The 13,158-nt window shown below is 55.2% G+C and carries 10 protein-coding genes and 1 pseudogene; 6 read left to right on the forward strand and 5 right to left on the reverse strand.

The annotated features are described in order from the left end of the window. From RCH87_RS07905 to map, 4 genes and pseudogenes are all read left to right on the forward strand, one after another. Positions 1–126: pseudogene (locus RCH87_RS07905) on the forward strand (4-hydroxy-3-methylbut-2-en-1-yl diphosphate synthase); the annotation flags it as partial. Positions 127–158: 32 nt separating this feature from the next. After that, a complete protein-coding gene (locus RCH87_RS07910) occupies positions 159–2,003 on the forward strand; it encodes a penicillin-binding transpeptidase domain-containing protein (protein WP_306516168.1) in 1,845 nt (614 codons plus the stop codon). Positions 2,004–2,105: 102 nt separating this feature from the next. Further along, complete coding sequence (locus RCH87_RS07915; RefSeq protein WP_306516169.1) at positions 2,106–3,596, forward strand: APC family permease; 1,491 nt, start codon at positions 2,106–2,108, stop codon at positions 3,594–3,596. Between the two features lie 113 nt (positions 3,597–3,709). Then, the gene (gene map / locus RCH87_RS07920; protein WP_306516170.1) at positions 3,710–4,576 is read left to right on the forward strand and encodes a type I methionyl aminopeptidase; all 867 of its coding nucleotides are present in this window, start codon (positions 3,710–3,712) and stop codon (positions 4,574–4,576) included. A gap of 48 nt (positions 4,577–4,624) precedes the next feature. Here the strand turns inward: map and mtr are convergent, their stop codons facing one another. Then, on the reverse strand, positions 4,625–6,106 hold the full coding sequence (gene mtr / locus RCH87_RS07925) for a mycothione reductase (RefSeq protein ID WP_306516171.1): 1,482 nt from the start codon (positions 6,104–6,106) through the stop codon (positions 4,625–4,627). 106 nt (positions 6,107–6,212) lie between these two features. Next, the gene (locus RCH87_RS07930) at positions 6,213–7,289 is read right to left on the reverse strand and encodes an alpha/beta hydrolase (protein ID WP_306516172.1); all 1,077 of its coding nucleotides are present in this window, start codon (positions 7,287–7,289) and stop codon (positions 6,213–6,215) included. A gap of 242 nt (positions 7,290–7,531) precedes the next feature. Here RCH87_RS07930 and mqo point away from each other — a divergent pair, with 242 nt between their 5' ends. Then, the gene (gene mqo / locus RCH87_RS07935; protein ID WP_306516173.1) at positions 7,532–9,028 is read left to right on the forward strand and encodes a malate dehydrogenase (quinone); all 1,497 of its coding nucleotides are present in this window, start codon (positions 7,532–7,534) and stop codon (positions 9,026–9,028) included. 90 nt (positions 9,029–9,118) lie between these two features. Here the strand turns inward: mqo and RCH87_RS07940 are convergent, their stop codons facing one another. The 3 genes from RCH87_RS07940 to yaaA form a co-directional block, all read right to left on the reverse strand. After that, positions 9,119–10,573: a YdiU family protein gene (locus RCH87_RS07940; RefSeq protein ID WP_306516174.1), complete on the reverse strand. Its 1,455-nt coding sequence runs from the start codon at positions 10,571–10,573 to the stop codon at positions 9,119–9,121. A gap of 3 nt (positions 10,574–10,576) precedes the next feature. Then, positions 10,577–11,509: an ornithine cyclodeaminase family protein gene (locus RCH87_RS07945; protein WP_306516175.1), complete on the reverse strand. Its 933-nt coding sequence runs from the start codon at positions 11,507–11,509 to the stop codon at positions 10,577–10,579. A 212-nt stretch (positions 11,510–11,721) separates the two neighbouring features. After that, entirely contained in the window at positions 11,722–12,486 is a 765-nt protein-coding gene (yaaA, locus tag RCH87_RS07950; protein ID WP_306516176.1) for a peroxide stress protein YaaA, read from the reverse strand. A 42-nt stretch (positions 12,487–12,528) separates the two neighbouring features. Here yaaA and RCH87_RS07955 point away from each other — a divergent pair. Beyond that, positions 12,529–13,158 (forward strand): aminoacyl--tRNA ligase-related protein (locus RCH87_RS07955; protein WP_306516177.1); only part of this gene is annotated, 630 nt, incomplete at its 3' end.

Below are 13,158 nucleotides of genomic sequence, written 5' to 3' on the forward strand. Positions count from 1 at the left end.
AGCGTCAAGACAGTACCGGAATCGAAGATCGTGGAAACCTTGATCGAGCAAGCCAATATCATCGCTGAAGAGCAAGGCTTGGAAGCACAAGAAGGCGCCAAAGCTGATGTGCGCGTCACTTCCTAAAATGACCGCTGTTGCGTGTTAGTCTTTTCGCTATGAAAAAGACGGTTGCGCTGCTGATTACTGCCGTTATTAGCGGTGGAACGATGGCGGCGTGTACACCGAAACCAGCCTCTGCAGACCCGGTTGCCCAAGAATTTTTGGATGCGATGACTCACCGGGATGTCGAGGCTTTATCGGAAATCGTCGACAATCCGACGCTGGCCAATGAGGCTATCGACGATACGTTTTCTGGTCTGCAGGCTGAGTCTTTGACCGCAACGCTTGCCGACGTTAATGTCAACGATTCTATTGCTACCGCTCGTTACTCGTTGCACTGGGATCTGCCTCGAGATCGCGAATTGGTGTACGAAACCGAGATGACGTTGACGAAAGCCTCCGACGAGTGGACGGTGCGTTACAAGCCGACGATTATTCATCCGCGGTTGGGTGCTAATCAGCATCTAGAATTGCGTGCCATTGAGGCGGCGCGTGCCAGTGTGGTCTCTTCCGATGGTGTGGAACTGCTCTCTCCAGGTATTTCTCATCGCTTGTTGGTGGATACCGCGCAGTTGGATGATCCTCGCGGTGCAGCTGCTCGCATCGCCAGTGCGGTTAACGCCGCCGCGCAGCGTGATTCTGCAATTTCGAAGCTCGATGCTGGTGATTTGGCTGCTGCGCTGGAATCTGTCGAAGGCATTTATTCGGTTGGAGTGTATTCCGCGGACGAGGGACCAGCTATCGAAGGAGACCTCGCCGGTGTGCCTGGGGTGCGGTTAAATGATGAGCCTGCCATGGTGCCGGTAGAAAAAGATTTCGCCCCAGATATCATGTCGCGGGTTACTCGTATCGTCGGCGATGATCTCGTCGGCGCTAACGGGTGGAAAGTCAGCGTGGTGAACCCACATGGGGCTGCGCTTTCCGACGTTGCCGTGCATGATGCTGATCCAGCGCCGGCGTTGGAAATCGCTATTGATTACAATGTGCAGCGGGCTGCGCAAGAAGCGGTGGCGCTGCGAGAAGATAAACAAACCATGCTGGTGGCGATGCGACCGTCGACGGGCGAAATCCTTGCCGTTGCACAGACCCCAGCTGCTGATAAAGATGGCGATATCGCGCTCAATGGGCATTACCCGCCGGGATCTGTCTTCAAGATCATCACCACTGCGGCTGGGATTGACAAACATGACTTGAGCCCGTCGACTGCGGTGGGCTGCCCTGGCGTCATGAATATCCAGGGGCGAACGGTGATTAATTACAACCAGTTCTCGTTGGGTACCGTGCCGTTGCAGCGAGCTTTTGCAGCCTCGTGTAACACCACTTTTGCGGAAATGTCCACTAATTTGGCACCGGGGGAGCTCGAAGAAGTAGGCAAGCAGTTTGGTTTGGGGATCGACTATAACATTCCCGGTCTTGTCACGGTCACGGGTGAAATTCCGGAGGGGGAGACGGCCTTCGAGCGCACTGAGGCAGGCTATGGCCAGGGCCTGGATTTGGCAAGTCCATTCGGTTTCGCGTTGGTGTCTTCGACCGTTGCTGCTGGTCACCGCCCGGTGCCGACGCTGATCGTCGGCCACGAAACCACACCGAGCGAAAACGTCGCCGGGCCGAGCCCCGAAGTTATCGACGGTTTACGTGCGATGATGCGTGAAGTGGTGGCTTCGGGTACTGCTGCTGGTATGCAAGCTGGTGGAACGATCCATGGCAAAACCGGTGAGGCGGAATATTCCGGTGGCTCGCATGCTTGGTTCACCGGTTTTCGTGATGATGATATAGCGTTTGCCACTCTGATCGTCGATGGTGGAGGATCGACCACGGCGGTGAATGTTTCCGATCGGTTCTTCCAACGCCTGGATGAATTGCGGGCTGGCCCCGGTGATGCGGCCGAGACCGCGATGTAGGTAGTGCCCAACGATAGGGGGCACCGGGATGTTAGCCCCGCAAATCCACATAAAGATGAGGGATAAAACACAATAAGATGTGATTCACGTTATTCTTAATGCATGTCAGCTCATGGATCAACAGCCGGACCGGCCACAGCAGGCGGTGTAGCGGCGACAACGACAGAAGAGAACGCGCCCGTATTAGATAAAACTTTTAAGCCTTCATGGGTGTTCGCCATGGCGCTCGGCTCCGCGATTGGCTGGGGAGCGTTCATCCTACCGTTCGATTGGATGAGTGAGGGAGGTTTGCTGGGAACGCTGCTGGGCTTTCTTATCGGTGGCTTCGCTATTTTGGTCGTTGCCTTTAGCTATGGCTTCGTGGTCCGTGCGCTGCCAGTCACTGGGGGCGGTGTTGCTTTCGCCCTCGCTTCATTGGGCAGAGTTCATGCATTCATCGCAGGTTGGGCGCTGACCTTGGGCTATGCCGGAATTGTCGCGTTGAATGCTTCGGCGATCACACTGGTGTTTCGGGTGACGCTGCCTGATTTGTTCATGCGGGTAAAACTCTATGAAGTCGCGGGGTGGGATATATACCTGCCGGAAGTGCTGATCGCTTCATTGTTCATCGTAGTATTCGGATATTTGAACTATCGTGGCGCATCTATTTCGGGCCGGTTCCAGTTCTATGCGGTGGTGTTGATCATCGTCAGCGTAGCCATCATCTTTGTGTCTATGGTGGTTTATTACTTCAACAATGACATCACCATGGCACCAGGTTTTCCGACGGATAAATCACCGGTAGCCGCTATTGCGGTAATCGTCGCGTTCGCTCCTTGGGCTTACGTTGGGTTTGATAGCGTTCCGCAATTGGCTGGCGAATTCAATTTCAGCCCGCGTAAAGCACTTGGGCTGTTGATCTGGGGTGTGTCGATTGCCACCCTGATCTATATGACGATGATGATCGCTACCTCAATCGCGGTTGCTGATGGCCACGCCGATTATGCTGAAGATGCTTGGCCACCGGCTGCAGCCATTAGTGACGTGATGGGGCCAGTGGGGCTAATTCTCATGGTCGTAGCAGTCAGTGCTGGTGTCTTGACCGGACTCAACGGTTTCTACACCGCTACGTCACGGGTTCTGTTCACCATGGGCAAAGCACAGATGCTGCCTGGCAAGGTGGCTCATATCCACCTCAAGCACAATACCCCGGTGGTAGCAATCATCGTGACCGCCTTGCTGTGTCTGATCAGCCCGTGGTTTGGACGTGCGGCGCTGAACTGGGTAGTTGATATGACCAGCGTGGGCATTACGATCGCCTATTTCTATGCGTGTTATTGCGCGTATAAGATCGCACGCGACGGGCAGCTGCGGTCGGTTAATTTGAAGGTCGGTCGCAGCACAGCGCAGAAATGGATTAGCTTGGCAGGCTGTATTTTATCGTTGGGATTCATGGCTCTGCTGCTGGTGCCAGGTTCACCAGGATTGCTGAGCACTGAGTCTTTCTATGCGCTGTTCGCTTGGCTGATATTGGGGCTGGGATTTTTCTGGTTACGCTCGAAGGTCTACCTTGCACAAGATGAAGATGAGCTGAAAAAGGTCGTGCTGCAATAAGTTCTGTTGCAAGCGATGAGTCTGGTTGCAAGAAGCGGAAATTCTTTGCGCTAAGCAGCAAAGAATCAGACCTGATGAACGCCGAAGAAACGTTGCTATTACCATGGGGAGCCATGACTCAACGTGGAAAGCTCTCCCCAGGAAAACAAACTCCAATTCGCACGGTTCCGGACCATATCGAACGTCCGGAATACGTATGGAAGGACACCGTACAGGAAAATATCGGTGAGCCGTTCATCCAGAAACCAGAAACCATCGAGGCGATGCGCGAATCATGCGAAATCGCCGCGAACGCGCTCGAAGTCGCAGGCCGTGCCGTAGCCCCGGGGGTTACCACCGACGAACTCGACCGCATCGCGCATGAATACATGTGCGATCACGGCGCCTACCCGTCGCCACTGGGATACATGGGCTTCCCGAAATCTTGCTGCACCTCTTTGAACGAGATCGTCTGCCACGGCATTCCGGATTCTACGGTGATCAAAGAAGGTGACATCGTCAACATCGACGTCACCGCATACAAAAACGGTGTCCACGGTGACACCAACCGCACCTTTCTGGCGGGGGAAGTCTCCGAAGAACACCGTCTGTTGGTGGAGCGCACCGAGGAATCACTGATGCGCGCGATCAAGGTTGCCAAGCCAGGTCGCGAAGTCAACGTGATCGGCCGGGTTATCGAATCCTACGCCAACCGTTTTGGCTATAACGTCGTGCGCGATTTCACCGGCCACGGGGTAGGGCCGACCTTCCATAATGGGCTGGTCATCTTGCACTACGATTCCAACCACTATCGCGATGTCCTGGAACCAGGCATGACCCTGACCATCGAGCCAATGATCAACCTGGGATCACTGGACTATGACGTCTGGGACGACGATTGGACCATCCAAAACTCAGACGGCAAGTTCACTGCCCAGTTCGAGCACACCATCGTCATCACCGACGATGGCAACGAAATTCTTACCAATCCCACGATTTAGGCACGTCCGCCCGACCCAATTGTGCTGGGCCGGGAGCTCGGCTTCGAGTTAAAACTCCAGGCCGAGCAATGCATTTTCGGTCAACTCTGGCAATGCTGGGTGGATCCAGTACTGCTGAGTGGCGATCTCGCGTACGTCTTGGTCGAAGGCCATGACCTGAATCATCTGCTGGATCAAGGTGGAAGCCTGTTCACCATAAAAGTGCGCCCCGAGCAGGCGTCCGCTGCTGCGATCGGCGATGAGCTTGCAGATTCCCTGCGAGTCATTCATCGCCCAGCCGTACGCTACGTCGCCGTAATTTTGTACCTTGACGGTGATATCGTAGCCAGCTTCGCGTGCCGCAGCTTCGGTCATACCAACCGTGGCGATCTGAGGATGAGTAAAAATCGCTGATGGTACGTGCTCGTGTGGCATAGCGCGTAGATCTTCTGGGTGCAGCAAGTTGTGCTTGACCGCCCGCGTTTCCGCATTTGCGACGTGTTTTAGCATGTATGGCGAGGAAACATCGCCGAGCGCCCACACACCAGCTGCCGTGGTGCGGCCAAAATCATCGACCTTGATGCGTCCGTCGTCATGCATTTCAATGCCTGCAGCATCCAGATTCATCTGGTCGCCATTCGGAATCCGTCCAGTGGCAACCAACAAGATGTCTGCCTGCTGGGTGGTGCCATCGTCATAGGTCACGCGCACACCGTCGGCTGTATCTTCTACTTCGGAGATGTTGCTTCCGAAGCGTACATCGACTGCTGCGGTCATATCCCGGTTGAAACGAGATTTGATGTCTTCGTCGAGGTGCTTGAGTAGTTCTTGTCCGCGCACCGCAACGGTAACTTTAGTGCCCAGGCCATGGAAAACATGGGCAAATTCCATGGCGATGAAGCCGGCGCCGACGATGATCATGGATTCCGGTTGTTTATCCAGTCGCATGATGTCTTCGTTGGTGTAGTAACGGGCACCAGATTCGGCGATCGGGCGGGGGATCATTGGGCGGGAACCAGTCGCGATGACGAATTCTTCACCGGTGACGATGCAATCGTTGCCGTCTGCTCCAGCGTTGGCTACGGTCACCGATTTCGGGCCATTAAACGTGGCGTGTCCTGCATATACGTCGATATTTGGGCACTGTTCGCCCCGGCGATAGTCCTCGCCGCCTTGCGCGATCAAATCAATGCGATTGGCAAAGACCCTTTCCACGATGGAGTGCCAATCCACCTTGTTCACTTCTCCGTGCACTCCCAAGTGCTGGGAGCTACGGGCTGCTAGTGCGATGTCCGCAGCGTAGACGAACATCTTCGTCGGGATGCACCCCACGTTTAGGCAGGTGCCGCCAAAGCGTCCCTTCTCGATGATCGCGATGGACTTATTGTCGAAGTCCTCGCTGGGAATCGAGTTGGCTGATCCGGTTCCGATGATCACCAGATCATAGTGTTGTGACCGTGGTTCGCCTTTGCTTGACGTGATGGTTTCGGTGGTTTCGGTGAATTCAGTGGATTCGATGGAATCGGTGTTGGATGCATTCGATGTAGTCATGGGGCGGTGGTTACTCCGTTTCTTTCTCGTTGTCGTAGTTTTCGCTGTCGTAGTTTTCGTTGTCGTGCTTCTTATAGTTTTTGTACTTGTCTGGTCAGCTTTTGTACTAGTCTCGGCAGTCTTGTTGGTCGGTTAGTTGCTGCTGTAGCCAGTTGTGAGTGGTCTCTAATGCGTTGGCTCGCACCTTCGGTTGCGATAAAAACACGTCGTGCATGGCACCATCCAAGGGCGCCAACGAAACCTGTGCAGATAGGTTTGGAGCCCACTTCCACATGTGCTCAACGAGCAAGATGATATCTGCCTGGTGTGCTTTATCCATGACAGAAGTCCCGACAGCCGATTGCGTCGACGACAATGTCAACACCGGAACACCCGCGTTTATTTCATCGCGGTGAATACTTTGCTGTGCGGTGATAATCGCGCGGATCCATCCCATGTGTTTTTTGAAGCTTTCTAACGGTTTGAACCGGAGGTCAACATCCCACTCGCCGTCGTAGTTTTTGTGCAGTGAGCGTCCATAAATATCCATGACGCCACCGGGAAAGGGCAGTCTAGGCAACAGCTTGCCGACGCCGGCCAGCACGGGACGGGCTAGCTTGGCGACGCGATCTGGCACAGGCAATTCCAACCAAGGGCTATTGAGTACCAGCGCAGCACAGTGTGCATGCAAGTCGGGTTTCTCGCGACGCAGGTAGTCCAACCACACTGGTGCAACGAGTCCGCCGGTTGAATGTGCCAACGGTGTCAGACGTTTGGTTGGCGCTTGTGTGTGCGCGGAGATGATCAACTCCGCGGCAGCATCGAGTTCTTCGAAATATTCGGCAATATCCAAACAATGGTGCGGAGTCTGGCCCTCGCGCAGTGAGCGTCCGCATTTACGTAGATCGAGAGCGTAGAAGGCATAGCCGCGTTCGTGAAAATATTCTGCTACGTGCTTGTGGAAGAAATAATCGGTCAGACCATGAATCCACAGGAGTGCTGGCCGCTGCACCCAATCGTGCGTGAGCTGTTCGTCAGCAGGACTACTAACCGTGGTGCCTTTCGCCGCACCGGTATAGCGCACGAGTGTGGCATAGGCGGTGGTGTCCTCGGTGGGCTCGGTGCCAAAATTAAAAGTGAACTGCTCGAACGGTGCTCCGAGTAGGCTATCGGTCTTCCAAGAATTCTTCATGGACGTAGTCATGGTCATAGTCTAGGCATAACTTGGCGCGATTGAAGAGAATGGGGCAGTAGCGTTCGCGGCAGGTGCGCTCGAGAAAGTGATGGGGGATAAACATGCCACAGTTATTCGCCTATTAGCTCACACGGGGCGTATGGTAAAGGGCGAGTAAATTTTCACTGTGGGTACCGTGAATCGCTCATCGTTACAGCGGGGACCGGCACGTGTAGTGGAAGTGATGCAATCGAATACGAAGAGGTAGTCAGGTGTCCAAGAACCCAAACCCGAAACCCACCGATGATGTAGACATTGTTCTTATTGGCGGCGGCATCATGAGCGCCACGCTCGGCGCTATGCTCCGTGAATTGGAACCAAGTTGGTCACAAATGGTTGTTGAGCGTCTGGATGCTCCAGCCATGGAATCCTCCTCGCCGTGGAATAACGCTGGTACGGGGCACTCTGCGCTGTGTGAATTGAACTACACACCAGAGAAGAATGGCACCATCGACTTGTCCAAGGCGGTTGGTGTCAACGAGAAATTCCAGATTTCGCGGCAATTCTGGTCGCACCAGCTGAACAATGGCATCTTGTCGGATCCAAAGCAGTTTATTAACAAGGTTCCGCACGTTTCCTTCGGTAAAGGCACTGATCAGGTTGGTTATATTGAGCGCCGGTACAAAGCACTGCGCGATAACCACATGTTCCCGGACATGAAATTCACCGATGATCGCGACGAGTTCGCAGAAAAATTGCCGGTGATGGCCAGCGGACGTAACGATAATGAAAAAGTGGCGATTTCGTGGACTGACAAAGGAACCGATATCAACTTCGGTGCCTTGACTAAGCAATTCTTCACCGCGGCAAAAGCTGCCGGCACAGAGATGCGCTACGGCCATGAGGTGAAGAATCTCACTAAAGATGGCAACAAATGGAAAGTAACCGTCAAGAACCTCCACACCGGTGACACCAGCGTCGTCAAAGCCAACTTCGTATTCGTTGGTGCCGGTGGCTACGCATTGGATCTACTGCGCAAGGCCGGTCTGTCCGAGGTGCACGGTTTTGCTGGTTTCCCGGTCTCTGGTTTGTGGCTGCGTTCGACAAATCAAGACTTGATCGACCGCCACAGCGCCAAGGTTTACGGCCAGGCGATGACGAAGAATGCCCCTCCAATGTCGGTTCCGCACCTGGACACCCGCGTGATCGACGGCAAGAAGGGCTTGATGTTTGGCCCTTACGGTGGTTGGTCGCCGAAGTTCTTGAAGAAGGGTTCCTACCTGGATCTATTCAAGTCGATCCGGCCAGATAATATCCCGTCGTACCTGGGCGTTGCGGTGCAGGAATTCAACCTGACCAAGTACCTGGTCACTGAGGTTTTACAGGACTTCGACAAACGCATGGAAAACTTGCGTAACTACGTCCCGGATGCGAAGAATGAGGACTGGGAGATTGTTACCGCAGGCCAGCGCGTGCAGGTAATTAAGCCGGCTGCACCACCACGGTTCGGTTCTCTGGAATTCGGTACCGCCTTGATCAACAACACTGAGGGCTCCATTGCTGGCCTGCTGGGTGCTTCCCCAGGCGCTTCTATTGCCCCGGCTGCGATGCTGGAACTGCTGGAACGCTGCTTCGGTGAGAAGATGATCGAATGGGCTGACAAGATCTACGAAATGATTCCGTCTTATGGAACGAAACTGTTCAAGGACGAGAAGATGTACCACGAGCTGTGGGAATTCACGCAGAAGACGTTGAAGCTGGAAGATTAGTCTTTTTTAGACCGTCCCGCAGCATCAGCGGGCGGGACGGCATCTGCCTGGTAAAGTGCCACAACCTGGTTAAGTGCCACAAAAAGTCTGTTAGGACTCGTTGAATTCCACAGGCGCGGGCTGGTGGAATCTTTCTGGGTGCTGTTCATTAAATGGGTCGGTGACAACACTCAGCAGCTCCTCAAACGGCCCCATGTCGCCGTCGTTGGCTGCCCGCAACGCTTTTTCGACCAGGTGGTTTCGTGGGATGACAACCGGGTGCAGCCTTGCCAATGCGGCGGCATCGGGGGAGCATCGCAACCAGCGGCTAATCCAATCTCGTGCTTGTGCCGAGTTTCCAAGGTGTTGGGTGAGTTGATCTATGCTGCTACCGAGTTTCGCGTGGTGCTGAGCTGATTCGCTGGCCTGATCGTGGTTTGCGCGGGCCACGGCCACCAGGCTGCGATGAGCCGAGGTTAAATCTGGGCGCGCTTGTTCTACCAAGCTGTAGAATTCGTCGGCAAGCACGGCATCATCGACCCCGATTGCGCGGCAACGTTCAACGACCTGGGCAGAACGCCAACGCTGCTGGAATCCGTCCATGGTCTGTTGCGCGAATTCGACGGCTGTATCGGGGTCGTCATTGAAAGCAGGCAACATTGCTTCGGCGAGCCGGGCAAAATTCCAGCCAATAATCTGCGGCTGATTACGGTAACGATAACGCCCTCCATGATCGATTGATGAAAACACCGCCTGCTCGTCGAATTCATCCATGAACGCACACGGGCCGTAGTCAATTGTTTCACCCGATAGCGTGGTGTTATCGGTGTTCATTACCCCGTGGATAAACCCGATACGCATCCACTGTGCCACCGTCGCCAGCTGGGTATCCAGCGCACCGCTAAACACGGCACGAGCATCGTCAGCACCGGGGTAGTGGCGCCGGCGGGTGTAGTCAGACAGGCGAGTAACCAAGTCACCACCACCGATCAGCTGCGCATACTGGAAGCTACCGACGCGAATATGCGAACTAGCTACCCGCACCAATAACGCTGCCGGTACTACACGTTCACGGGCAATTTTGCGACCGGTGCTTATTACCGCGAGCGCGCGTGTTGTGGGAATGCCCAGGGCGTGCATGGCCTCGGACAGGAGGTATTCCCGTAGCATTGGGCCGAGTGCGCCCCAGCCGTCGCCTCCACGGGAAAACTTGGTCGGCCCCGATCCTTTCAAGTGGATATCGCGCAAGGTGCCATCGACATCTGTGACCTCGCCTAATAGCAGTGCGCGGCCGTCGCCAAGACGCGGAGACAGCTGGCCGAACTGGTGCCCGGCGTAGCCCATCGCGACTGGGTGCGCGCTCTCCGGAAGATTCGCGCCGCAGAGAAAATTGATGCCTGCTGAGCTTCGCAACCATTCCGGGTCCAAGCCGAGTTGTTGCGCCAACGGTTCGTTGAGGCACAGCAACTGCGGGTCCGGAGTTTCGGCAGCCTGCCAGTCGAGGCAAAGCTCGGGCAGGTGCGAAGCGAAACTGTCGTGCAGTTCGGGCAGGCGAGTATCGGGCACTAGTTACTTGACTCCTAATTGGCTCGCGATGCGGCCGGCGACGGCGAGATCCAGCCAGGGCATACCGGTGGTTTTGAACACGATCGGCGATTCGCGGTTGAGTGTTTTATCACCAGTGATGATGTCACGCAGGGTAACAGCGTGCGAGAGATCTGCGCCTTCTTTCAGCGCGCGGGCTGCATCACCGCCGTACTTCAACGTGACATCGCCGCCTTCCAGAATGATCTGGGCTTTTTCCATGAAGTTGGTGGTCAGCTCGCGGTCATTCGGGTTACCGGCACCGAGTGCTACGACCAAGGCATCGCTGCGTACTTCGTCGATATCGAGATAGGCCTCGTGGGCAGAAGTCGAACACACCACGACCTCTGCTTCTTTTGTGGCCTGCTTAGCCTCTTCGGAACCGATTTGCACCCAGTTTTCCAGGTCACCCGGGTTGTTGCGGGAGATGAAGGTGTAGCTCGGGTTGCGGTCACCAAAGTTATCGTCGATTGCTTCTTTGTGTGCGCGAGCTTGCACACCAGAACCGAATACGGCGACTTTGAGGTCTTCATCACGGGATTCGATGAAGTCCTTGAACGCGGCCATGGTCACCGCTGGTGTGCGCAAATTAGTCAGTTCGGCACCATCGATCGAGAACAACGGACCATAGGTGGTGTTAGAAAACAGCACATAGGTGCCTTGTACGGTCTCACGTCCGCGGGTGGGGTTGATGTGGGCCACGGTGATCAGCTTTGCGCCGAAATAATCCGGGTTGATCGCTGGCAGCAGCAGGAATTTTGCGTTGTCTTCCTTGTCGACGACCGCGCGGGTTTTATCGAAGTCATCTGCAGGATCAAAACCATCCAGAATGGTCTGCCGCAGGGCATCGGCGGCGTTTTTGGGGCTCATGAGCTCGCGCAATTTTGCAGCGTCGATGTGGAAGAACTCTTGGGTCATGAACGAATCTCCTTGCTAGAGGGACACAGTGCTGATTAGACACGATGCCAGATGGGCACAGTGCCAGATGAACACAGTGCCAGATAGACACGATTTACCCTGCGCTGGCTGCCACCAAAACAGGGACAGCGAAAGTGTAGCAGGGATCACGTTCACCTAGCTTATCGGGAAAACGCTTCGTAGGTGGAAAATCGTTGAACAAACCGTCGAGCTTAAGAAACCACCAGGGTTAGCTCACGGCATTTTTGCTTCTCGACGGGACCTTCCACCGTCATTCCGGCCTGCCGAGCAATATCGGCGACCTCCTCGGCAGTCGATGGGCGTGAACCGTCAGCGGCGGCCAGCGCTAACACGCGGGCAAGTTCGCCCTTGTAATGCTTGTTGAAATGGGAGACTACCTTGCGTGATCCGTCCTCACGAATAGCTTCGACGCGAACCGTCACAGCGGGCACGCGACCTAATTGTTGGTAGGTTCCAGAGCGTAGGTCAACGATCAGCTCCTCGGCGGCCGCGAGAGCTTCGGAGATTGCAGTGCCCCAACGCTTTTTCATTGTCGGAGCCTCCTGGCCGTTGCGCGGGGGTAGCTTCGTTCCCCCAGACAATCGGTAATAAGGGATCGGATCCCGAGCACCAACGACGCCAAATAAGGCGGAACCAACCGCAAGTGAATCCAGCGCGGCCGCAGGCAAGCTTGCGGCATCGAGGGCGTCGTAAAGCACACCGGTATAGCGGAAAATCGCTGGCATCGTGGCGGCAGTAGAAAGTTGTTGGTTTGCCTCGAGTTCGGGCCGCAATTTTTCTGATACGCCCAGGACGTCGAAGGCCTGCTCGATTGGCAGTGCCATTAAATCAGCTGCGATCTCGCGACGGGTTGCGTGCAAGTCTGGAAATGACAATCCGGCAAGAATTTCCCAATTCAGTGGGGTGCCGTCGCCGCCACGTGCTTTGGTTTCGGAAGGGGGAAGAACTATCAGCATGCCCCCATACTAAGCAGTAGGAACAGTATGTAAGCTAGTCCCATGATCACACGTATGTCCACACTGTTTTTGCGCACGTTGCGCGAAGACCCTGCAGATGCCGAGGTTGTCTCCCACAAGCTGCTTGTACGCGCCGGCTATATTCGACGCGTTGCACCAGGAATTTACACCTGGCTGCCGTTAGGGCTGAAGGCGTTGCGCAGGCTAGAAGGCATCGTGCGAGAAGAAATGGATGCCATCGGTGGGCAAGAATTACTGTTCCCCGCGTTGTTGCCGCGCGAACCCTACGAGGCTACTGATCGCTGGCGTGAATACGGCGACAACCTGTTCCGCTTGAAGGACCGGAAGAATGCGGACTTGTTGTTGGGGCCGACTCACGAAGAAATGTTCAGCACCGCGGTCAAAGACATGTTTGGTTCCTACAAAGATTTCCCGGTCACCCTGTACCAGATTCAAACTAAATACCGCGACGAAGAGCGTCCGCGGGCGGGCATTCTGCGTGGCCGCGAATTTTTGATGAAGGATTCTTATTCCTTTGATCTCACCGACGAAGGCCTCGATGCTGCCTACCAGCGTCACCGCGATGCCTACCGGCGTATTTTCGACCGGGTGGGACTCGCCTATGCCAGCTGCCAGGCACCCTCAGGCGCCATGGGCGGCTCGGCTTCGGAG

Origin of the sequence: Corynebacterium sp. (assembly GCF_030826625.1) — a bacterium.
GTDB lineage: Bacteria > Actinomycetota > Actinomycetes > Mycobacteriales > Mycobacteriaceae > Corynebacterium.